This window comes from Pseudoalteromonas sp. S2893 (assembly GCF_005887105.1).
Lineage (GTDB): Bacteria > Pseudomonadota > Gammaproteobacteria > Enterobacterales > Alteromonadaceae > Pseudoalteromonas > Pseudoalteromonas atlantica.
In genome coordinates this window covers 192,082-216,213 of record NZ_PNCY01000014.1, presented here as the reverse complement: position 1 = coordinate 216,213, position 24,132 = coordinate 192,082, and the positions used below count along the sequence as shown (strand labels likewise).

Sequence of the window (24,132 nt, the reverse complement as noted above, 5' to 3'; positions counted from 1 at the left end):
TCTATATGGGAGCAAGCTCACCTTGTTCAATTCGCTCTAGCATGGTGTTCCAAGCTGATACACCACGGCTGTTTTTTACTTTATTACCCAGGCCTTTCGATTTTGCTAACCATAAACCTTGGCCATTAAAACTATAAATAGGGGTTAAATCGCGGCGTTTGTTGGCGGGCAGTAATTTAGTATTAAAGTTACCTAAAACATAAGGAATTTGATTAGGGTTCTCAATGTATATAAGCACCATATGAGGTTGATTAACCGTTTTTTGCCTCACATACATTAATCGTATTTTATCCTCAGGCACACCCAATGCCATTAAAGTAAAATATTTGGCTATTACGTAGTCCTCACAATCGCCCATGCCAATACCCAAACTTTCGAGCGGGGTCGCCCAATAGTCTTTTTGATGCCATAGGTCGTCATCGGTTTTATACTTAATATGTTTATTAAAAAAATCATTAACTAAATGAATTTTTTGCCATTCACTTTTATCTGCAGATTCATCTATAAAATTTAACCAATTTTTTATACGTGTATGGCCTTCACTGCCATATTGTTTTTGCGCACGAGCAATTATATCGCTGTTGCGTAAATACATAAGCATATCTTGCGCGCATACAAAAAACGAAATCACTAATACTATGCAAAGCCCTAAACGCACACACGTTCCTTTAATTAAGTATTCCCTGATAATAAAACAAGCCTAGTATAGTATTGTTAGCATTAAAAAGGTAGATCACATAAAAGCATGAGAAGCACTAAAATAGTGCGCTGCAGGCTAACTTGGTGCAACATAAATTTAACAAAAAAACAATATTAAAGGACGCTTTTTTTATTGAGTACATTGTTGTGGTGTGTATAATAATAACCTCACACGGTATGTGAAGTACGCTAAACGGAATTAGGCTTTTTCTTGTTCTTTTTTACGTATTTTACAAAATAATTAAAAAGGACTTAAAGTGAAAGTTTTAAAAGCAGTATTACCTGTTGCTGGCCTTGGTACGCGTATGCTACCAGCCACAAAAGCTATTCCTAAAGAAATGCTACCTTTGGTAGACAAGCCTCTCATTCAATACGTAGTCAACGAAGCCGTTGCGGCAGGTATTAAAGAAATAGTACTGGTTACTCACGCCTCTAAAAATTCAATAGAAAACCACTTTGATACCAGCTTTGAGCTAGAAGCCACGTTAGAAGCACGTGTAAAACGCAGCCTATTAGAAGAGGTTCGCTCTATTGTACCAAAAGACGTAACAGTTATTTCTGTACGCCAATCAGCGCCACTAGGTTTAGGCCACGCAATACTTGCAGCACGCCCTATAGTTGGCAATAACCCGTTTGCCGTAATGTTACCCGACGTAATAATCGACAAATATAAATCTAATTCAAAAACTGACAACTTAAGTCAAATGATCGACCGCTTTGATAAAACAGGCCATAACCAGGTGATGGTAGAGCCCGTTCCGCAAGAGCAGGTGCATCAATATGGTGTAGTTGATTTAGCCGGTAAAAAAATTAACGCAGGCGAAAATGCGGCCATTAAAAACATGGTTGAGAAACCAAATAACGATGAAGCACCAAGCAATTTAGCCATAACTGGCCGCTATGTGGTGTCTCCAACTATCTGGGATTTACTTGAATACACACCACCAGGTGCGGGCGGCGAGATACAGCTTACCGATGCGCTACTTCAACTTCGTCACCTAGAAACACTCGAAGCTTACCACTTAAAAGGTAAATCTCACGACTGTGGATCAAAACTAGGTTACATGCTAGCAAATGTTGAATACGCAATGCAGTCTAGCCAAATGGGCGAAGAATTTAAATCCCGTGTAGTTAAAATGCTTTCTTAATTAATTTAACTTAATTCTAATCATATATTATAGGGTGTAAATTGAAAGTATTAGCATTCCCAGCATTTAAAAATAAGAAATCAAATCCTTACAATTACCTTTTATATACGGGTATGAAGGGAGCTGATGTTTCTGAGTTTAGCTTTAGTGAAGCACTAAAATTAAATTATGATGTTATACATATACATTGGCCTGAGTGGTATTTAAATAGTAATTTTTTAATAAAGGCTTTTTTTTATTCTTTTACATTAATATTTATACTTTCATATGCGAAATTATTTGGGAAAAAAATAATCTGGACTGTTCATAATTTAAAGCCTCATAAAGTAAAATATAAGGTTTTAAATAGAGTTTTTTGGAAGTTGTACATACCTCTTGTAGATGGGATTGTTTCTTTATCAAATACAAATGAAATTGTTGCAACCGAACATTTTGCACTGCCTAAAAAAATTAAAAAAACAGTGGTATACCATGGCTTGTATAGTAAAATTTATGAAAACGAATCGTCAAAATATGAAGCAAGAAATAAGTTAGGGATTTGTGAAGATAAGAGAGTTTTTCTTTTTTTAGGGCAGATCAAAAAATACAAAAATTTGACTGAGTTAATTAATGTATTTAACGAGTCAGATAAATTAAAAAACGACGTGTTATTAATTGCCGGTAAATTCGAATCAGAAAGTTATTATCAAGAGGTTTTAACCCTTAAAGGCAGTAATGAAAATATAATTATTTATAATAAATTTATAGAAGATAGTGATTTACAGTATTTTTTTAATGCATCAGATTTGTCTATATTGCCATTCAAAGAGATCTTTAACTCAGGGAGTGCTTTACTATCTATAACCTTTAATACACCTGTTATTTTACCTGAAAGTAATAATTTTTTAGAGTATGGGGAGCTGTTTAATAAAAGTATCATTCATACATACAAAAATAAAATTACCGCTGACTTTATAATAGAAGCATCTGATCTGTATCATCTTTATTTTAAAAAAGGGGGAAAATATGAATTACCTGAAAAACTTGATTGGTCTATCTCGCAAAGTAAGCTTGTAGAGTTTTATTTCGAAGTGAAACAAGTCAAAAAATTGTAAACTCATTTTTTGAATAGGTTTTATAGTAGTGGGATAGAAATTGAATGAAAGATTTTTGATAAAAATAGCTTAAAACTCACTATACAGATATGCAATAAGATAAGGTTAAGTCAAAAAAGTTATGTTTACAAATAAAGCCAGTCTTAGAATGTTTTTTCTTTATTCATTACTAATCTGTCTGTAAAGGGAAAATTTATATTAAAATATTATTAATGATGTTAGATAAAATCAAAGTGTTTTCTTATTTAATTAACACTTATAATGTTGATTTATCCGGGGAAAGTTGTGAATAATTTTATTGATTTTGTTAATAAGTACGGTTTTTTATTAGTTCTCATTTTTTGTTTTGGTGGTTTTTCTCCCGCGCTATATCCTAAAGTAGGAATGATGGATTTAGATTTAACTAGTCGTATAGATAGTAAGTCTGGAAACAATATGTTCAAGCAGCTTTTTTGGATTTCACTATTTTTCGTTTATCTTCTAAATTTTTATTATGATAAACGTAGAATATTTATAAAAAAACATTTTAATAATGCTGTAATAGTATTTAGTTTGATTATATCAATTTCATTTGTTTCAATGCTTTGGTCATCGTTTCCTAGTTACGTTTTTAAACGTACTTTTTTTCAGCTGATTTTTATAACTGTGTGTATACTTTCTTTTTATTTTAGTTATAAGAAAAACAATGTTGCTCAGTGTATAGAGTTATGCCTATATTACATGTTATTTCTTATCCTGTTGACTTTAATAATGGGCTGGGGATTAACAGCTGATCTCTCGTTAGCCGGATATGAGAAAGGTAAAAATATATTAGGTATAAACTTAGTTGTTATTTTTATTTTGTACACTTATTTTTGCAATGCTAAGTCAGTTAAAAATAGATTTGTTATTTTTTCTACTTTATTGACACTAGTAATTCTAACTCAAAGCAAGACATGTTTATTATTGCTTATTGTTTTTTTTATATTTACTCAAATAAAGAAAAAATATATAAGAATAATTAATCTTTCACTATTATGTTTACTCGCTTTTATCTTTATAGTTGTTCCATGCGTGACTTATTATGCAAATTCTTATATGCATATAGGGCTTTATGTAGAGCCAGAATTTATTACTGGTAGGGGGTATATATGGGATACTATCTACTACGATTTAAAATTTTATAAAAATATATTTTTAGGTTATGGATATGCAAGTTATTTTGGTACTCCAGAAATCCCATATTTTTTTGATGACTCTCATAGTTTTCTTAGGTATATAACTTCTTCACATAACGGCTACTTGGATTTGCTTATTCAGTTTGGGGTTCTATCTATTCCGGTCACTTTATTATTTGCTTATATAGCTAAATATATTGAGGGACGAGTGGGGAATGCTGCGATAACAATAATTATTTTTCACAATGTTACAGAAGCATCATTTTATAGAGATAATACGGTTATTTGGATGCTGTTTTTGATAGTAGTAGCCTTCTCTTTGGTTAAAAAGGTAAAAATAAGTGAATAGAATAACATGGTTAGATACATCCAGAGGTTTAGCAATTGTTTTGTTAATACTTGTTCATTACGTGGGTGCATTGGAAACCCGTGGTTTTATATCTTATGAAGCTATGAATCTAGTAAAAGCTTTTCTGAGAGTTGCGACGCCATACTTTATAATGATTTTTGGGTTTACTTTTGCAGTTGCATATAAAACAAAAATTAATAACTTCAGAGATGTATTAGTTATACAAAAGAGGTTAAGAAAAAATTTATTGTTGGTATTTATAGCAAGAGAAATTATTGCTGTGACTGCGGTTTTTAGATATGGAGACTATAAAACAGATCTAATTGATGTGCTCTTATACAAAAACTTTTCACAATCAGGAGAAATCTTAACTTTTTATTTTTTTGCTATATTACTAGCTCCGTTAGCAATGCTGCTTATTAATAAAGTAAAGAGTTCAATATTTTTATTCAGTGCATTCTCTTTATATATAATTAGTTATACTATCGGTTATAACTTTAGTAGCTCTGAGAGTGGCTTATTATTTAGGTTTCTATTTTTCGATGTATATGCATTTTTCCCTTTTTTCTCTTTAGCAATGGTTTCAATGTATTTATATACTTTGTACTCTTCTTTGAATAACAATTATCAACGTGTTAAAACGTTTTTACTAATTGGTTCTACGTTATTTACAATTAGTGTCATTTTATTATTTGGACTATATGAAGATGTAGTAGTTGCATTAGCTACAGCAAAACTGAAGTCACCACCTCAAATCTTGTATATGGCTTTATATTCAGGAGAAGCAATATTATTAACGATTTTTGTTTGTGCTTTAAAGTATAACAACCTTCTATCAATTATAAATAACCGTTTATTGCCGTTATTAGGCAGAAACTCTCTTTTAGCTTACGTAGGGCATTATTTTTTGTTTTTAGCAGGTCCTATCGCTATTACAGTTTTAGATGAGCGATCAGCTATAGGTGAGCTAATAATTTTCTTATCTCTTGTTACTTTACTTATAACCGTTATAACAACCAGAGATAATTTTAAAACTAAAGGATTAAAATGAAAGTTGCAATAATACATGATTGGTTAGTCGTAAACGGTGGAGCTGAAAAAGTTCTAAAGGAGTTAATAGATATATACCCACAAGCTAATATTTATACTTTGGTTGACTTTTTACCTGAAGAAGATAGAGATTGGCTTGGCAATACTAATGTTACGACATCATTTATTCAGCGCCTACCATTTGCTCACAAAAGGTATAGAAACTATTTCCCTTTGTTTCCAATTGCTATTGAGCAGTTTGATTTATCGGGTTATGACTTGGTTATTTCTTCTAGTTACTCTGCTGCAAAAGGTGTGATTACCGGGCCTGAACAGCTACACGTTAGTTATTGCCACTCTCCAGCTCGCTATGCGTGGGATATGCAAGAGCAGTATTTAAGAGAAAGTGGTATGAGTAGTGGTGTTAAGTCTATTATTGCACGTTATTTTTTGCATAAATTTAGAATTTGGGATGTGAGAACAGCGAATGGCGTTGATAAATTTGTAGCCAATTCATCTTTTATAAAAAAGCGTATTAATAAATGCTACAGAAGAGAAGCTGATGTTATTTATCCCCCAGTAGATATTAAAAAGTTTACACTAGAAAAAAATAAAGAGGATTTTTATTTAGCCGCTTCACGTTTAGTACCTTATAAGCGCTTGGATTTAATTGCAGAAGCTTTCGTTAAAATGCCATCAAAAAAATTAAGAATTATTGGCGATGGTCCACAAATGCAAAAAATTAAAGAAATTGTAGGCAATGTAGAAAATATCGAATTGCTGGGCTATCAATCTGATGAAGTCATGTTACACAGCATGCAAAAAGCAAAGGCTTTTGTATTCGCTGCAGAGGAAGACTTTGGAATTATACCTGTGGAAGCACAAGCTTGTGGTACCCCTGTAATTGCTTTTGGAAAGGGCGGGTGCTTAGAAACAGTTAAAAACAACGTGAGTGGTATCCACTTTAAGGAACAATCAGCGAGCTGTATAATTGACGCTGTAACTGAGTTCGAATCACAGTTGGAGCAATTCTCAGCAGAAGAAGTAAGGTTAAACGCAGAAAAGTTTTCCTGTTCAGCTTTTAAAATGAATGTAAAAAGCTTGATAGAAAAAGCGATGTTGGATTTGTAATGAAGATATTGCATGTTCATCAAGATTACCCCGATGGAAGAAATTACCCATCTACTTTAGCAGTATCAAACTTGCTAGAGGGGGTAAAAAAATCCGAACCAAGTGTAGAGCATTATGTACTTTCTATTAATAGAACCTCAAACCCTTTCAAAGTTTCTATAAAAAAGTTTGATCAGGGTCTATCAGTTATTTATTGGGCATTACCAATAGCATTTTTTTATAGGCCCATAATTTATTTTTGGTCTTTGATTCTATTTTACTTTATTAAAAAAAATAAATTTAGTTTAGTGCATGGCCATAAACTTACCACAGAAGGAATGTTTACCTATTATCTAGCCGATAAATTTAAAATACCTTATGTGCTATCTGTTAGGGGGGGATCCGATACACACAATATAAAAAGGTTGCCTGATTGTAAGACTACATTTTCTAAAATTTATAGAAACTCAAAGGTAATTTTTTATGTAAGTCCTTGGTGTAAAGGGTTTGTCGAAAGTGAGCTTAGATATAAGCACCCAACTACGTTAGATTTACCTAATATTTGTCAGTTTAGCTTACATACTTCTAATTCTATTGATGTATGCTCTAGGAAGGGCTACGTAACCATTTTAAGTTTTCATCAATATAAAAGAAAAGGGCTTGAGCAACTGCTAACCGCAATAAAAAAATTAAAAGATGGAGGAGTAGCTCTAAATTTAACTGTTATAGGTAGTGGTGATAACGAATATGTTGAAAAAGTAAAGAAGCTCATTAATAGCTTATCTCTAGAGAATGAAGTCAGTTTGACAGGTTCTATAAGTCAAAAAGATGTATTGAAAATACTAAAGCAATCAAAAGCTTTTTTACTACCATCTAAAAATGAAACTTTTGGAATGACTTATGTAGAATCGCTAGCTAGTGGCTGCCCTATTTTATATTTAGAAAATACTGGAATAGACGGACATTTAGAATACGTAAATGCGGGGGTTAAGATACCAGATAACGATGTCGATAACATTGAAAAGTCTCTTTTTAAGTTTGAAAACGAATATTCATCGATAAAAAAAGGGGTGGAATTAATATTAGATAGCCACTATCTAAAGAAATTTACAGAAGAAAAAATTTCTGAAAATTATACACACGTTTTAAGAAACATCACCGAGTTAAAAAGGGAGTTCCTATGAAAGGTAAAATGGAGTTTTTACAAAATTTAAGAGGCTGCGCTGCACTATTAGTGTTAATAGGGCACTTTTTGGATATGTATGTAAAGCATAACAATTCCACAATTTATTTCTCTGGTATAACGAGTTTTGTTAATTCATTTGAATTAGGGCGAGTAGGTGTAATTGTATTTTTTTTAATTACGGGGTTTGTTGTACCCTTTAGCCTACAGAGTAAACAGGGAAATTTTGTCATAAGACAATTCTTAAAACGTATAGCTTTTAGGTTATACCCAGCATTTTGGTTTTCTATTTTTGTTGCTTTGACTGTTGCATATGGGGTTGGTATTAATATTGACTCTTTAGAGCAGGTAGTAGCTAACTTTACTATGATCCCAAAGTACTTAGGGTATGAAAGTGTTCAAGGTGCGTATTGGACGCTTCACTTATTAGTCGTCTTTTATATGGGTACTGCAGCACTATATTACCTTGGTTATCTTAAATGCTTAAAGGTAAGAACCTTTGTTTTATTTGCCTTTTGTTTAGTTGCCGTGTTTTTTGCGTTTTTACGATTTAATTTAGGTGTTCGGGTACCTATAGTAATGCCACTAGGCCTTGCTACTATGGTGCTTGGGTCAATTATGCGCTCTCACTTTGAAAGTGAAGGTATTAATTTAAAAAATTTAGCAATAGTTTGCTGTGTTTATTTTATATGTTTATACCTAGCACAAATTATGTATTACAAAGAAGGGTGGGTACGTTGGTTTTTTCCATATCTTTTTGGTGTTGTGCTTTTTGCAGCCTTTATTTATAAAATTAGGTTTTCTAACTCCTTTTTAAATTTTTTTGGCAAGATTAGTTACTCTTGTTATTTACTACATATGTTAGCGCTAGCTTTAGTATTTAATTTTATGAAAAATAGCGCTTATAGTTTCACTGGAATTGTTTATTCTTTTATTTTAAGTCTTCTACTTACATTGTTTTTATCTTTTCTTTCTTATTATTTTTTTGAAAAACTCCCAGGGGAACTTCAAAAAAAACTGTATAAGTATAAGCAAGGAGCTTTATAATTATGAAATCTCCCTCCCCTCTAAAGCTTGTTTTTCTGAGGGTGATAAATTTAAATCTGTAATAATTGATTTATATACTTAAATAGCTCTACCTCAAACTACTTGTGTGTTTGAGCCTCTATAGGTAACTACTTCGCTTCTGGACCGCGCCATTTTCTTCGGGCGTAACAATTATGGGGCTGATTAATAATAGTATGGTTAAAGGATTGTCATGAATAAAAAAGTTTTAGTTATAGCTTCAGCAGGTGGGCACTTAACACAAGCTATGTGTGCTACAAGCCAATGTAATGAAATTGTACTTGTTTCAAATAAAGTAAATATTAAAAAAGATAATATTTCAAAAATATATAAAATTATAGACACGCAAAAAAATATTTTTATACACATTTTTAATGTTTTTTTTGCTCTGTACGTTTTATTGAAAGAAAGGCCAGCTGCAGTGTTTAGTACTGGGGGCCCTATCGCGTTACCTTTTGCATTGGTTTGTAAAGTTTCTTCTTTAAAATTTATATACTTAGATACATTATCTCGAGTTGTCGAACTTTCTAATACTGGAAAGTTAATAAAAAAATATCATTTGTATGATGAATTTTATAGTCAATGGAAGAACGTAGCGTCTAAAAGTAATACTAAGTATATAGGTAAGTGCTTTGATATATTATCTGAAAATAATTATAAACCAGTAACCGAAGCGGTTGAAGGCAGGCCAATTATTTTGGTAACCGTAGGTACAAGCCAGTACGACTTTGATCGTTTGTTCGAAATGCTTTACAAGCAACCCTTGTACAACAATGACCAAGTGCGTTGGGTTATTCAGGCTGGGCACAATAAATTAAAGCACTCACCTGCAAAAGGTAAAGTTGTTGATATGATCACTCGTTCTGAGATGGAGCAACTAGTAAAAAGTGCCAGTTTGGTGATTAGCCACTGTGGTATTGGTAGTATTAATCAGATGCTTGCGTATCAAAAAAAGGTGCTGTTTGTACCAAGAGTAAGTAAGTTTAATGAGTTTTCAGACGACCATCAATTGCAGATAGCAAATGAGATAAGCAATAAAATTTTTACAGTACTGATGCCTGAACAAGATATGCCTACAATTAAATTGAATGAATTGCTTGATAGAAAAATTGTTACATCTCCTGTCGATACGACAAACTATAAAATGGCTAATGAATTAAAGAATGTACTTTTTGAGCTTAAGTCATAATTTATGAGTAATTTGAGCAATAAGTTAAATCAGGCGATACTAAAAAGCTTAGCAGGGAAATATAGTTTATATATTTTTCAGATAATTTCTTTAGCGATATTATCAAGACTTTATACTCCTCAAATGTTTGGTGTTTTAGCGGCTGTAACAGTATTAATCTTATTTTTTCAGTTGATTGCTACTTCAGGCCTCGGTCCAGCGGTGATATATGCAAAGAGTATTTCAATTGACCAGCGCGATGGTATTTTCACTGCTAGCTTTATTATAGGTACCGTTGGAGCTTTACTTTTTTATATTTTTACGCCCTATCTAATGGGCTGGTTAGAAATTGAAAATTTATCCTATATTAATTTAGTTTTGGCGTTTAATATTTTGTTTTCTGCGTTATCAATGCTCCCATTAGCTAGCTTACAAAAAGATACACAGTTTTTATTAATTGCAAGAGCTGAAATATTAGCTGAATTGCTATCATTAGCTGTGGCTGTGGTTATGTATTACCAAGGATTTGGTGTTTTAGGTTTAATAAGTAAGCTGATGGTTGTACCTGTTATAAGGTTTGTTTTTTATCATTTTTCTTCTACAAAATCTTCAATTGGCAAAGCTCATTTTGGGAAAGATATAAAAGCGATATGTACATTGTTTGCAGTAGCTAAGTACCAGTTGGCATTTAATATTCTTAACTTTTTTTCTCGTAATTTAGACACTATACTTATAACGAAATATTTTGGTGCGGTTGCCGTAGGGTTTTACGAAAAATCTTATCAGGTAATGCGTTATCCATTGCAATTATTTACCTTTGCTATTACACCCGCTTTACAGCCCATTTTGACGGAGCATAAGGATAATCCTTTTATTGTAATGAGGGAGTTTTACCGTATAGCTATTAAACTAGCTTGCCTAGGGCTTTTTACCTCTATGGTATTGTATTGGTCTGCTGCAGATATAGTATTAATACTTTTTGGCCCACAGTGGGAGAGTACAGTTTATATCTTAAAAGTTTTGTCTGTTACCATACCATTACAAATGGTATTAAGTACTACTGGTGGTATATTTCAAGCTTTTGGCGCAACAAAAGAAATGTTTTATTGTGGTCTTTTTTCATCCTCAGCAAATGTTTGCGCTATTGTATTAGGTGTTCTTTTCGGCGATTTGCTTACCCTATGTACATTTTTAGCAGTCTCTTTTGCATTAAATTATTTACAATGTTTTTATGTGCTTCATAAGTATTTATTTAAAAGTTACCCTATTAAACAATTTTTAATTCTGACGACTCTAATTATAACTTGCTATTTGAATTTGTTGGATGATGCGACTTTAAGTAATGCATTAGGTATAGGTTACATTGATGCTTTTATAAATTGTTTAATTACAAGCCTATTATTTTTTACCGTTGTTACTTTACTATTTTTAACTATTTCAAAATTAGGTCTGCTTGAAGTAAGACCGTCAAATAAGGACTAAGATGATTTTACCTATAATTATGGCCGGAGGCTCAGGAACGCGTTTATGGCCACTTTCTCGCGGAAACTACCCTAAGCAATTTTTATCATTAAATGGTGATAAAACTATGTTACAAGACACACTTGCCCGTTTAGATGGGATAAGTCATTCTCCTGCAATGCTTATATGTAACGAAGAGCATAGATTTATTGCTGCAGAGCAAGTTCGTCAGTTAGGCGTAGAACACTCAGGGATTTTTTTAGAGCCAGTAGGGCGCAATACTGCTCCTGCTATAGCTTTGGCTGCTTTTAAAGCAGTTGAAAACAATGAGGACCCTCTATTGCTTGTTTTGGCAGCTGATCACGTTATAGAAGATATTTCAGCTTTTCAGGCAAGTGTAGAGCAGGCATCGATACTTGCTGAGGAAGGTAAGCTAGTTACATTTGGTATTACAGGTAACAAACCTGAAACAGGATATGGTTATATTAAACGAGGTGCTCCCCACCAAACCGGTTTTGTTGTTGATAGTTTTGTCGAAAAACCAGATTTAGCTACTGCTAAAACTTATATAGAAAGTGGTGAGTATTACTGGAATAGCGGCATGTTTTTATTTAAAGCTAGCCGATATTTAAATGAGTTAAAGGCATTTAGACCAGACATTTTTAGCGCATGTGAACAAGCTATGCAGGTACAAAACGATGATATGGACTTCGTTCGTGTAGATAAAAAAGCATTTGAATCGTGCCCTGATGAATCCATTGATTATGCCGTAATGGAGCAAACTAAAGACGCTGTGGTCGTTCCAATGGATGCGGGTTGGAGTGATGTGGGCGGGTTTGCCGCTTTATGGGAAGTTTCTGACCAAGATGAAAATGGCAATGCATTCAATGGCGATGTAAAAGCTGTAGATACAACAAACACTTTAGTATTTGCTGATGAGAAATTAGTAGCTACTGTAGGTGTTGAAGACTTAGTTATTATTAATACTAAAGACGCAGTTTTAGTAGCTCACAAAAATGAATCTCAAAAAGTTAAAGAGATAGTCAATAAGTTAAAAAATGAAAACAGATCTGAGGTTACATTTCATCGTGAAGTTTTTAGACCTTGGGGTAAATACGACTCTGTAGATTGTGGAGAACGTTTTCAGGTTAAACGTATTACGGTAAAGCCTGGTGCTAAATTATCAGTACAAATGCATCATCATAGAGCTGAACACTGGATTGTAGTTTCTGGTACTGCAAAGGTTCACTTGGATGGTACGGAGCAGTACCTAACTGAAAATGAGTCTGTGTATATTCCTATTACATCTGTTCATGCATTAGAAAACCCAGGGAAGGTCGATTTAGAATTAATTGAAGTTCAATCCGGCTCATACTTAGGTGAAGATGATATTGTTCGTTTTGAAGACCGCTATGGTCGTTCTTAACATACAAGAAATAGTATTTAGGTTAAGAGGGTATAATGGATAGTTCTACAATTATTAAACAAAGCGGGATTGAATTTGGTACATCAGGCGCTAGGGGCTTAGTTACAAGCTTTACTAATGAGGTCTGTTTTGCATTCACTCTGGCTTTCATAAATACGCAAGATGACGTTAAACGCATAGCTATTGCTATAGATAATCGCCCTAGTAGTGCAGCCATGGCGAGAGCTTGTATAAGCGCAGCTAAATCAGCAGGTGTTGAGGTAGAATATTATGGGGTTTTGCCAACACCTGCACTAGCTTTTTCAGCTCAGTGCGCAAAAATACCTGCGATAATGGTAACAGGTAGTCACATTCCTTTTGATAGGAATGGGCTTAAATTTTATACAAAGCAGGGCGAAATAACCAAACAAGATGAAGTTGCAATAACATCATGTTCAACCCAACTTGATAAAATTGAATTGCAACCACTGCCTTTAGTTGATAGTTCTGCTTTTGATAGTTATATGGTTCGATACCTAAATGTTTTCTCAAGCAATTTATTGAGTAATAAGAGGATTGGCATTTACCAGCATTCAAGTGCCGGCAGAGAATTATACCCTCAGTTATTTAGTGCATTAGGCGCTGAGGTGGTGTGCCTTGGTTATAGCGACGAATTTGTGCCAATAGATACAGAAGCTGTAGCTGAATCTGATAGAGAGCAAGCAAAAAAATGGGCAGCAGAATTTAATTTAGACGCTATTTTTTCTACGGATGGTGATGGAGATCGCCCTCTTTTAGCTGATGAAAATGGTGTGTACTTTACTGGTGATACTTTATGTATGTTAGCAGCCAAAAGTCTAGGTGTAGAGGCTTTGGCAGTTCCTGTAAGTTGTACCACTAGTATTGAGCAAGCACACTTTTTTAAAAAGGTGGAACGCACTAAAATTGGCTCACCATATGTTATAGCGGCATTTAGTGGGCTCACCACTAAATTTAACGCCGTAGCAGGCTTTGAGGCGAATGGTGGTTTTTTACTTGCTTCATCTATTTATATTGAAGGAAATGAACTATTAGCTTTACCTACACGGGATGCTCTATTGCCAGTGTTAGCTGTGCTAAAATTAGCTGAGAGCTTACCACTTTCTGAATTATATAATGGATTGCCTTCACGAGTTACATTTAGTGATAGATTGAAGAATATAGAGAGATCAGTAAGTAATTCAATTATTGAAAATGGTAAATTAAACCCTAATAAATTAGTTGAAGAGTTAAATCTAGAGTTTTTACATTTAGATTCACACGATGATACAGATGGTTTACGCCTAACTTTTAGCAATGAAGATGTTGTTCACTTAAGGCCATCCGGAAATGCGCCAGAGCTACGTTGCTATACAGAAAGTACAACTTTAGCTAAAGCAAAGAAATTATGTGAACTTACTTTAAAGTCAATTTCTTCACGTATCGCATAATAAACGAATAGTCGGGAGTTGATACGATGGCTAAAATAACAAGTGATCCTGCTGTACGCAGTTTACTGAACAGAATGCCTGAGGAAGTACAAGAAAGCTTTACTGAAGAACAATTAGTTCATCTAAAAGTTGCTATAGGAGCTAGGCAATGGGGACGCCATTCCATAGACTCTAGAGGTGTGGTTAAGTTTTTTAAATATAGGTATTACTTTGTTTTTTTAGCCGGTAGAAATAGACGTGAACTTAATGAAAACGAAAAAAAGGTTGCGTGGATCTTTCAAGTAGTTTTCATCAGTATATTAACTCTTATATTTATTATTGTAATGGCTTTAATTTTGTACCTAATTAAATCTGCTTTAGGTATAAATCTATTTGATGATTTCTCTTTAGGCATATGGCATTCATTTAAAAGCTTGTTTGTTTAATTAAACGGTTATGCTTAATAAAGTTTACACGCGTTTGCATTTGTTTATTTGTAGTTATTAACTGGTTAGATAATGTTTTGTTGTTTAAAATTAAAATACAGGTATTGCGAACTAGGTTGAATGAACTTAGAGGCTAAGGTAGAATTACCTTAGTTTAGTGATACTAAATTTATATATAAAGATATCTATAGGGATACATAGTATGACATCTTCACGGACGTTTAAGCCAACAGGCTCGTCTGATGCGAATTTTTATCGATTGTTTGATATTTTTGCGTTGTTTATAGCCTTTCAGTGTTCTGCTTTATTTTACAATTTAAATTTGACCCCAATTTATATGGTCTCTGTTTTAACAGTTGGGCTAAGCTTTTTGTACTGTGCCGAAATATTTTCTGCTTATCGCTCTTGGCGTGCTGGTAAATTTAGAACCATGGTTTTGTGTGCTTGGGGCTCTTTATTTGTAGCATTTGCAGTTTTATTTTTTGTTTCATTCGCTTTTAAATTTACTGATGAGCTCTCGCGTATTGGTTTAGGTTTATGGTTTTTACTTAGTTTTGCTTTTATGTATAGCTGGCGACTAGTAACTCACTTATTTAAAAGAAACAGAAGAAAGCTTGGAATAAACTTACGAAATGTTGCCATTGTTGGTGCAACAGAGTCTGCTGTTCATTTATACAACGAAATTAATAAAAATGATGAGTTGGGGTTTAAGTTTTTAGGCTTTTATGACGACCGTAAACCAGAACGATTATTCGAAAATTCAACAAAGCATGATGTTGCAGGTAAAATACAGGACGCTGTTAATGCTGCCCGAAAAGGGGAGATTGGCGTTTTATATATTGCTCTACCTATGAAAGCGGATAAGCGCATTGCTGAAATATTATTACAATTAGGTGATACCACAGTAGATGTACATATTATCCCAGACTTTTTAATGTCTAACCTAATACACGCACGAATAGAGCACGTTGGAGAGCTTGATACGCTAAGCGTATTTGAATCCCCATTTATTGGTGCACGAGAATTTATAAAGCGCACTGAAGATATAATTGTTGCCTCTTTAATCTTAATGTTGATTTCGCCCATTTTAATTGCTATTGCATTTGCTGTTAAATTTACATCTAAAGGGCCGGTTATTTTTAAACAAGACAGGTATGGCCTTGATGGACGTAAAATTAAGGTATGGAAGTTTCGTTCAATGACCGTTACTGAAAACAGTGCAGTTGTGACTCAAGCTAAAAAGAATGATGCACGTATTACTCCTTTAGGCGGTTTTTTGCGACGTACTAGCCTTGATGAATTACCGCAATTTATAAATGTTTTAAAAGGCGATATGTCGATAGTTGGCCCAAGGCCTCACGCTGTTGCACATAATGAAGAATACCGTAAAAAAGTAGAGTTTTATATGTTACGCCATAAAGCTAAACCAGGTATTACTGGTTGGGCACAAATTAATGGCTGGCGTGGCGAAACCGATACATTGGACAAAATGGAAAAACGTGTAGAGTTTGACCTGCATTATATTAAACATTGGTCGTTGTGGTTTGATGTTAAAATTATTTTTATGACAATTTTTAAGGGATTTAAAAATGCAAATGCATACTAAAAAACTTGTACCACTTAGCGCTTTACTTAGCGTTGTTATAGCTGCGCCTGCAGCTGCTAATTTAAAGCCTGGTAGTATTATGACTAAAGATGGGGCCGAAATCACCCCCACTTTACAAACTGGTATTAGTAGTAACAATAACTTTTTTAGCACCCCCGATGATGAAGAGTCGCGATTAATTTGGACAATTACTCCTAATGTTAAAGCGGTAATTGATGATGGCCCAGATAGCTATAGCTTAGACTTTGGCACTAGTAGCTCGTTACACAATAAAGATGCTACAGATAACTTTACGCAAGTTAATATAGGTGCGGGTGTTCATAAAGAATTTACAAGCCAACATAGGTTAGATGTTAATGGTGATGCCGATTGGCTATATGAACCACGTGGCAGTGGCATAACTGAAGGCCTTGGGGATGTAGTTAACGAACTTGTAAAGTATCAACAACAAAATGTTTTAGCGAGTTATGAATATGGCGCACAAAGTTCAAAAGCGCAAGTGGCTTTAAGTGCGGGTTTTTTTAGTAAAAAATACCAAAGTTTTAGAGAAGTATCCCAGTACCGAGACTATGATAAATCGTTAATAGGGGTAACAGGTTATTATAATACCCAAGCTGCCACTCGTACCTTTTTGGAAGTTAAACAAGAGAATTATCGTTACGATGTATTAGCTAGTAGTGGTATTTCGCGTGACAGCGATGATGTAAAAGTACTGGCAGGTATGGAGTGGGAGGCAACGGCTGTTACTTCTGGTTCGTTTAAAGTGGGTTATCAAAGCAAAGACTTTGAATCGAGTCAGCGTGAAAATTTTAGTGGTATAAGCTGGGAAGCAGCGATTAATTGGCAGCCGCTTAGTTACTCTACAGTCCAGTTTATGACTAGTCGCGCAGCAAAAGACCCGTTAGTACAGGGCGATTACATTAAAGAAAGTGTTTATGGTGTTAATTGGACTCATAACTGGAGTGAATACTTAAGTTCGCTTGCGAGTGCAAGTTACACAGATGAGCAATATACAGGTGACGTTGGCCGAAAAGATAAAACTAAAAACTTACGTTTGGGGCTTAACTACGTGGCTAGTAATTTCGGTATGGTTTCTACGTATGTAGATTTTATGGATAAAAACTCTACACAAGATGCAATTGAGTTTGACCGCGTAATAGTCGGTGTTAACTTTACTTTTGCGTTAAAGGCTAATTAATGAAGTATATTTTTAGTTTAACGCTGCTTGTATTTAGCAGTATTTGTTTTGCTCAATCTGCGCAAAGTTATGTATTAGGGGCAGGTGATAAGGTTGAAATTAAAGTATTTGGTCAACCAGATTTAGAAGTTACTGCGTTGCTAGGTAATAGTGGTGAGGTTAATTACCCATTTTTAGGTAAAGTTAAACTTGCAGGTTTAAACACCTCAGAGGTTGAACAGGTCATCACAGAGGGGCTAAAGCCCGATTATTTAGTAAACCCTAATGTTTATGTACAAGTTATAGAATACAGACCTTTTTACATACATGGCGAGGTTGAAAACCCTGGGGCTTATCCTTACCAACCAGCGATGACAGTTAACCAAGCTATAGCTCTTGCTGGCGGTTTAACTGAGCGAGCATCTGTAGATAAAATTTTTATATTTAAAGAGCAAACAAAACAGCAGCAACAAAAAGGTAGTTTAAATAGCCAAATTGCAGCGGGCGATACTATAAAAATTGAACAACGCTTGTTTTAAGCAGTTTACAAGGCAGTATTTAATGAACCAAATGAACGATAACATAAACAATAATGAAGAAATAATAGACTTTAGTGCCTACCTTAATGTGCTTAAACGTGCTAAGTGGCGCATATTAGGTTTTGCAACCGTGGTTACTTTATTAACTATTATGGTTACCCTTACTTTAGTGCCTAAGTATGTTGCAACAGCTACATTACTTATAGAAGCAGAGCAAGCTAAAGCAGTTAGTTTTGAGGAAATATACGGATTAGACTCTAACCAAAAAGAGTATTACTTGACCCAGTTTGAGGTAATTAAGTCTGATAGTATAGCTCGTGAGGTGATTAGAAAACTTGACTTAAGAAGTCATACGGATTTTATTGCTAAACCTTCTCCTGTTAGTGAAATGAAAACGGCAATTAAATCGTACTTGCCTTTTTTAAATAAAAAAGAAACGGCGGTATATTCTGCTGAAGAAAAAGCTGAGCGTGAAATGCTTGGCTTATTATCTGCTTTTAAATCTCGACTTTCAGTTTCACCCATTCGTAAAACCCAATTAGTTAGGGTGAGCTTTGAATCGAGCGACCCAAAATTAGCTGCACTTGTAGCAAATACTGTAGGCGAAGTTTACATAGAAAGCCAAATGCGTGCAAAAATGGGTATAACGCAACAAGCATCTAGCTGGTTAAATACGCGTTTATCTCAGCTTCGTGTTCAGTTAGATGACTCTGAAGTACGTTTGCAAGCCTACCGTGAACAGCAAAAATTAGTTGATATTGAAGGGATAGCGGGTCTAGCAACACAAGAGCTTGAGCAGATATCACAACAGTTAGTAGTAGCACGTAACGAAAAAAATAACCTTGAAAGCATTAACCGTGTTATCAGTGAGTATGGTAATAACAATTTAGAACTTTTAGGCAGTATGCCAGAAATCACTTCCCATAAAGTGATACAGGATGTAAAGCGTGAGGTAATACTCGTTGAACGTAAATTAAGTGACTTGAGTGAAGTTTATGGTCCTAAACACCCTAAAATAATTTCTGCGAAGGCTGAACTTGCTACTGTAAAAAATAATTTAAATAAGCAAATAAAAGGCCTTATTACCGGCATCGAAAAAGAGTTAAACCGTATAACACGTACTGTGACTGCGCTTGAACGTGACTTGGCTAAAATACGTGCTGAGTATCAAGATATTACGCGTAAAGAAACTAAATATAATCAGCTTAAACGTGAAGTTGAAACTAACCGTAATATATTTAATACGTTCTTATCACGCTCTAAAGAAACCGAAGTAACAAGTGACTTTAGTTCTGCAGCTGCACGCTTTACTGATCGTGCATTTGCTCCTAAAGATCCAGCTAAGCCAAATAAAAAGCTGATAATTGTACTTGCTTTTGTTGCAAGTTTTGGTTTTGCAGTTGTAATGAGCTTTGTATTTGATGCTTTAAACGATACCGTTAAAACTAAAAACGATGTAGAGGGTAAGCTTGCACAGCGCATGCTAGGCTTATTACCTAATGTGCCGATGCCGAAAAAGAGCGTATTTCCTATACATGCTTACCTTGACGATAACTACAGGCGTTTTGCAGAGTCTGTTCGTACATTCCGTACTAGTTTATTATTAACGCAATTAGATCGCGATCATAAAGTTATTGCAGTTACATCAAGCTCTCCAGGTGAAGGTAAAACGACTACTTCAGCTAATTTAGCTATGTCGCTTGCTCAAATGGGTAAGGTATTATTAATTGATGCAGATTTGCGTAAACCAAGCATAGCAAAGCGCTTTGATATACCGGTATTCCACCCTGGGCTAAGTAATTTAATTATAGGTACTGAGCAGTTTAGTGAATGTGTCCATGTTGATGGGCAGTCTGGGGTTGCTATTATGCCTAGTGGGCAAATTCCTGGTAACCCGTTAGAGCTCTTATCTAGCTCACGCTTTAACGAAGTGCTCGATGTTTTAAAAACGAAGTACGATCATATAATAATTGATACCCCTCCAACTCAGGCTGTGAGTGATGCACTTGTTATTTCACAAGGTGCTGACTCAGTTATTTATGTAGTTAAATCGGACGTTACCCGTATTAAACCAATAAAAGCCGGAATAGAGCGACTCTTTGAATCTAAGGCGCATGTGGCGGGTATTGTACTTAATAAAGTTGATATGAGCAAAAGTAAGGATGAACATAGTCACGGGTACTATGATTATTACGATTACTCTCAAAAGCCTGAGCAACCAACTTCATAGTTGCTAATAACCTATGTTTGATATTCATTCACACATTTTGCCAGGTATTGATGATGGCGCTAAAGATTTAAAGGAATCTTTAGCGCTATTAAAAATGGCGCAAGATGATGGAATAACACATATTGTTGCAACTCCTCATATTCATATAGGTCGATTTAATAATTCCTCAAAAATGCTTGCTCAAGGCATTACTTCATTAAAGGATGAGGCTTTGGCTGCAGGTATTAATTTAAAGCTTGCAGTAGCTGCTGAGGTTAGACTCGATATTGAATTAATGGCGTTAATCATGTCTGACCAATTGCCCTTTATTGGGGCTTCTGGCTCAACTAATTACTTATTACTAGAGCTACCTCATTCGCATGTACCGCAAGGTTACGACAAGTTTATAAATTGGTTATCTAATCGAAATATAAAAGTGATAGTACCTCATCCTGAACGTAACAGAGATATTCAAGCAAATCCTTTCTACATAGAGCGCTTAAAACAATTAGGTTGTGATTTTCAATTAACAGCCTCAAGTATAGAAGGGGCTTGGGGTGATACTGCAAAAGCAATTAGTATTGATATGTTACAAAAAGGATTGGTTAGTTATGTTGCCTCTGATGCCCATTCAGTTAAACGTAGGCCTCCAATATTAAGCAATGCAAAAAAGTTAGTTGCAGATTTAATTGGTGAGTTTGAGGCAGAAAACTTGTTTGTTAACAATCCACAGCGTTTAACAGAGTCTTTGTTTGATGAGTGATTTAAAAAAGCTAACTCAAATTACATTGCTTGCAATTATTACTTTGTTTATTAGTTTTGAAAGCATACAAAGTATGCGTGCTAATGCATGGTATTTTAATGCTTTAAATACGCTAAAACAGCCTCGTGCTTTAATAACTCCTCAAGAGCTTAACCTCGCAAACGATGCAATAACACTCGCTACTCAACTAGAGCCTTTACAGGCGCATTATTGGCAGCTAAGTGCTTATATAAAAATGCTTAGGTTGAATGAAAATAACGTCAATCGAAGCAACGTTCCTAAAGTATATCAGCTGGCAGAGTTGGCTTTATTAAATTCGTTAAAGTACAGGAAGTCGTGGGCAGAAACTTGGATTGACTTAGCTAAAATAGTTAGTTACCAAGAAGGTCCAAGCGAGCGTGTATTTGGTTATATTCAGCAAGCTAAACAAGTTGGCCCTTATAAAATAGATGTTCACTTAGGTGTGATTGAAATAGCACTTACCAATTGGCATCAACTACCCCCTAAATATAAAGCTATTTATGTTAGCGAGCTTATGCTTGCAGCGAAGCATGGTTATAAGTTTTCAGGCGCGTTTGATATTGCTAAACAAGTAGATGCATTGCCTATTTTATGTTTGTCTCTTAAGTTTGGCGCGCAGTTTGAATCTGTCAGAAATAGCTGGATGTTTAAAAAACATTGTAATTAGTTTTTATAAAATTAGTTTTTGTATGTATTTGAACTCTTTTTAATTAATCATTTAATCACTAGATAACTTCTCTAAAGCGCAGCGCCTCTAAACCTCTTTGTGAATATTTAACTAATTTTTAATAGCTTGCGTGAGCAAGATTCACGCCTACAAGTAAAACCCATATCTACACCTTCGCAGTAGACGTAGAGCATGCTCAGGTGAAAAGCGAAAGCTTTTAATTGCTAAAATAAAACACTGCTCAAAAAGAGAAGCAAATGAGGAGTAAATGAGAAAACACAAGCAATTGATACTTTTATTTTTTTGTTGCTACTCTAAAGCGGAGCGTCTCTAAGTTCTTTGTGAAAAAGTAACTTAAGCTAATTGCACGGAGAGAAGAAAATGAGGAGTAAATGAGAAGACACAACCAATTGATACTTTTACTTTTTTGTTACTACTCTAAAGCGGAGCGTCTCTAAACCTCTTTATGATTTAAATAACTAAAATTTCACTGAGAGAAATAAATGAGAATACATAACCAATCTAAACATTGTACTTTGTTGGTCAGTCCTCTAAAGCGCAGTGTGTCTAACTATCTTTAAAAAAATCACTTAACCTAGTTGCATAAAAAACCCAGAGCCATTGTCTACGCTCTGGGCTACAAATGGCTCTTAGTTGAGCCTTGCGCTAACTAAATACACTTTCGCAATTCTTAGGGAGAAGAAGAAAGTACCTCTAAGTGTAGTTAACTAATTTGCAAAACTCTAAATTTTGTTTGTTTATTAACCGCAAATGATAACAAAGACTTAATAATATTGTGCACAGGTTACCCTTTGTGTTGAGTGCTTTATGCCCAGCTTATTAACTGGGTGTTTTGCACTAGATCGCGTGGCAAAGAGTTTTTGATCTTATTTTTTTGCCATTTGCCCAGCCCAACTGGGCAGCCACATAAGGTTAGTACTACTTCGCCGTTGGCTTTTGTAACGTCTTCTAGGCGTATATCTTTACCATTAAAGTAGTCGTTTGCTTGCTCGTTTGTTAAAACATACGTATTGCTTTTGCATTCATTCCCAAACACGGTAGCAAACTCGTGTGTGAGCCTTACGCCGTTTTTATGAATAATACCTAGTTGAATACCTAAACGTGCGTATTTTATTTTGTTTTGAACGGCTTCAAACCCATCAGGAAATAACCACAGTTCTTTATCGCGCTGCATTAACTTACCTGGAAGCGCATTTAAGCCAAACTGTTTTTTAAGCTCGCTCATAAAAGAAGTGGTTTGTTTTTTATCAAACTCGTTAAATGGAAAGGCGCCTTTTTTAACGCTTTGGGTTGGGTTATTGCAGCTTGCGAGTTTTTTAAACTTAGCGATAAAAAAACCTTCGCTGTCGAATGTTTGCGGCCACACATGTAAATAGCCCTCGGCGGTTGTGGCTTTTTCTGCCCCTTCAAATAAATCACTTAGCGATTGCGGCTCAATATAGTCGCCAAATTCATTCAGTAGATAGTTGCATACTTGTTGGTTTTCGAGCGGGGTAAGCGTACAGGTTGAATACACCAGTGTACCGCCTGGTTTCAATGCGTAAAAAGCGCTTTTAATTAAATCTTTTTGAACTTGAGCAATTTCTATATTTGATTCTATTGACCAGTTTTTAAGTGCATCGGCGTCTTTACGTACGGTACCTTCGCCAGAGCAGGGTGCATCAAGCAAAATGCTATCAAAGCATTCAAACATATAGTTACCAAATATGACGCCATCAAAGTGCGAAAGCGCACAGTTACCAACGCCCATACGTTTAAGCGTAGCGCTAAGGACCTTTAAGCGTGATGACGAAAGCTCGTTGGCAACAAGTACGCCTTGATTATTCATTATTGCGGCAAGTTGCGAAGTTTTAGAGCCAGGCGCTGATGCCATATCAAGTACGTAATTATCTTGTAAATTTGAGTTTTCAATACTTTGTTTTAGTGCCATAGGTGGCAGCATTGAGCTTGCCTCTTGCACGTACATGGCGCCGCTTAAATGTAAGTCGGTATTGCCTAATGCTAAGTTTTGCTCTTCATCGCTTGGGCGTTCTAGCCAAAAACCTTCATTGCACCAAGGTATAGGCGTAAGTTGCCAGTTTTTTTGCTCTGCACGGTGTTTAAATTCAGCAACACTAACTTTTAATGTATTTACACGAATAGATTTTCTGAGAGGGCGACGGCACGCGTTTATAAAGTCGTCTAAATTGAGGTGTGCAGGTAAATAGGTTTTTACGTCGTCAATAAAATGCTCAGGAATAAAAGTGTTGGCGTTCACGCGTTGGCTCGTACATTAAAAAATAAAGCGCGATATTAGCACTTTTAACGCACTATTTCAGTGTTAAATAGCGGCTTTATAATTTATTGGCATGTCGACATATTGTGTTT

At 34.9% G+C, this 24,132-nt stretch carries 20 protein-coding genes; 18 read left to right on the top strand and 2 right to left on the bottom strand.

Annotation, left to right across the window (positions count from 1 at the left end; all coding sequences use genetic code 11):
- Position 1: 1 nt before the first annotated feature.
- Positions 2–658 carry a transglutaminase-like cysteine peptidase gene (locus CWC04_RS08990; protein WP_138685199.1) on the bottom strand — a complete coding sequence of 219 codons (657 nt, stop codon included), beginning with the start codon at positions 656–658 and terminating at the stop codon, positions 2–4.
- 298 nt (positions 659–956) lie between these two features.
- On the opposite strand from CWC04_RS08990, the gene galU reads away from it, so the two are divergent.
- From galU to CWC04_RS08900, 18 genes are all read left to right on the top strand, one after another.
- On the top strand, positions 957–1,847 hold the full coding sequence (gene galU, locus CWC04_RS08985) for a UTP--glucose-1-phosphate uridylyltransferase GalU (protein ID WP_138685198.1): 891 nt from the start codon (positions 957–959) through the stop codon (positions 1,845–1,847).
- Positions 1,848–1,888: 41 nt separating this feature from the next.
- Positions 1,889–2,941: a glycosyltransferase gene (locus tag CWC04_RS08980; RefSeq protein ID WP_138685197.1), complete on the top strand. Its 1,053-nt coding sequence runs from the start codon at positions 1,889–1,891 to the stop codon at positions 2,939–2,941.
- Positions 2,942–3,226: 285 nt separating this feature from the next.
- Positions 3,227–4,447 (top strand): O-antigen ligase family protein, encoded by a 1,221-nt coding sequence (locus CWC04_RS08975; RefSeq protein WP_171038568.1) that lies wholly within the window; start codon positions 3,227–3,229, stop codon positions 4,445–4,447.
- Entirely contained in the window at positions 4,440–5,498 is a 1,059-nt protein-coding gene (locus CWC04_RS08970) for an acyltransferase family protein (protein WP_138685195.1), read from the top strand. The genes CWC04_RS08975 and CWC04_RS08970 overlap by 8 nt, the downstream gene beginning before the upstream one ends.
- Positions 5,495–6,607 (top strand): glycosyltransferase family 4 protein, encoded by a 1,113-nt coding sequence (locus CWC04_RS08965; protein WP_138685194.1) that lies wholly within the window; start codon positions 5,495–5,497, stop codon positions 6,605–6,607. Before CWC04_RS08970 ends, CWC04_RS08965 begins: the two co-directional genes overlap by 4 nt.
- Positions 6,607–7,770, top strand: a complete 1,164-nt coding sequence (locus CWC04_RS08960) for a glycosyltransferase (RefSeq protein WP_138685193.1) — start codon at positions 6,607–6,609, stop codon at positions 7,768–7,770. The genes CWC04_RS08965 and CWC04_RS08960 overlap by 1 nt, the downstream gene beginning before the upstream one ends.
- Entirely contained in the window at positions 7,767–8,816 is a 1,050-nt protein-coding gene (locus CWC04_RS08955) for an acyltransferase family protein (RefSeq protein WP_138685192.1), read from the top strand. The genes CWC04_RS08960 and CWC04_RS08955 overlap by 4 nt, the downstream gene beginning before the upstream one ends.
- A gap of 211 nt (positions 8,817–9,027) precedes the next feature.
- On the top strand, positions 9,028–10,023 hold the full coding sequence (locus tag CWC04_RS08950; RefSeq protein ID WP_138685191.1) for a glycosyltransferase: 996 nt from the start codon (positions 9,028–9,030) through the stop codon (positions 10,021–10,023).
- A gap of 3 nt (positions 10,024–10,026) precedes the next feature.
- Positions 10,027–11,484, top strand: a complete 1,458-nt coding sequence (locus tag CWC04_RS08945; protein ID WP_138685190.1) for an oligosaccharide flippase family protein — start codon at positions 10,027–10,029, stop codon at positions 11,482–11,484.
- A 1-nt stretch (position 11,485) separates the two neighbouring features.
- The gene (locus tag CWC04_RS08940) at positions 11,486–12,889 is read left to right on the top strand and encodes a mannose-1-phosphate guanylyltransferase/mannose-6-phosphate isomerase (protein WP_138685189.1); all 1,404 of its coding nucleotides are present in this window, start codon (positions 11,486–11,488) and stop codon (positions 12,887–12,889) included.
- A gap of 35 nt (positions 12,890–12,924) precedes the next feature.
- Complete coding sequence (locus tag CWC04_RS08935) at positions 12,925–14,337, top strand: phosphohexomutase domain-containing protein (RefSeq protein ID WP_138685188.1); 1,413 nt, start codon at positions 12,925–12,927, stop codon at positions 14,335–14,337.
- 26 nt (positions 14,338–14,363) lie between these two features.
- Positions 14,364–14,762, top strand: a complete 399-nt coding sequence (locus CWC04_RS08930) for a 3-phosphoshikimate 1-carboxyvinyltransferase (RefSeq protein WP_138685187.1) — start codon at positions 14,364–14,366, stop codon at positions 14,760–14,762.
- A 202-nt stretch (positions 14,763–14,964) separates the two neighbouring features.
- The gene (locus CWC04_RS08925; RefSeq protein WP_138685186.1) at positions 14,965–16,368 is read left to right on the top strand and encodes an undecaprenyl-phosphate glucose phosphotransferase; all 1,404 of its coding nucleotides are present in this window, start codon (positions 14,965–14,967) and stop codon (positions 16,366–16,368) included.
- The gene (locus CWC04_RS08920; protein WP_138685185.1) at positions 16,352–17,566 is read left to right on the top strand and encodes an outer membrane beta-barrel protein; all 1,215 of its coding nucleotides are present in this window, start codon (positions 16,352–16,354) and stop codon (positions 17,564–17,566) included. The genes CWC04_RS08925 and CWC04_RS08920 overlap by 17 nt, the downstream gene beginning before the upstream one ends.
- Positions 17,566–18,084: a polysaccharide biosynthesis/export family protein gene (locus CWC04_RS08915; RefSeq protein WP_138685184.1), complete on the top strand. Its 519-nt coding sequence runs from the start codon at positions 17,566–17,568 to the stop codon at positions 18,082–18,084. Before CWC04_RS08920 ends, CWC04_RS08915 begins: the two co-directional genes overlap by 1 nt.
- A gap of 22 nt (positions 18,085–18,106) precedes the next feature.
- A complete protein-coding gene (locus CWC04_RS08910) occupies positions 18,107–20,314 on the top strand; it encodes a GumC family protein (RefSeq protein WP_138685183.1) in 2,208 nt (735 codons plus the stop codon).
- 13 nt (positions 20,315–20,327) lie between these two features.
- A complete protein-coding gene (locus CWC04_RS08905; protein ID WP_138685182.1) occupies positions 20,328–21,056 on the top strand; it encodes a tyrosine-protein phosphatase in 729 nt (242 codons plus the stop codon).
- Positions 21,049–21,744, top strand: a complete 696-nt coding sequence (locus tag CWC04_RS08900) for a VpsP family polysaccharide biosynthesis protein (protein WP_138685181.1) — start codon at positions 21,049–21,051, stop codon at positions 21,742–21,744. The genes CWC04_RS08905 and CWC04_RS08900 overlap by 8 nt, the downstream gene beginning before the upstream one ends.
- Positions 21,745–22,570: 826 nt before the next feature.
- On the opposite strand, the gene rsmF is transcribed toward CWC04_RS08900, so the two are convergent.
- The gene (gene rsmF / locus CWC04_RS08895) at positions 22,571–24,022 is read right to left on the bottom strand and encodes a 16S rRNA (cytosine(1407)-C(5))-methyltransferase RsmF (protein ID WP_138685180.1); all 1,452 of its coding nucleotides are present in this window, start codon (positions 24,020–24,022) and stop codon (positions 22,571–22,573) included.
- Positions 24,023–24,132 lie beyond the last annotated feature (110 nt).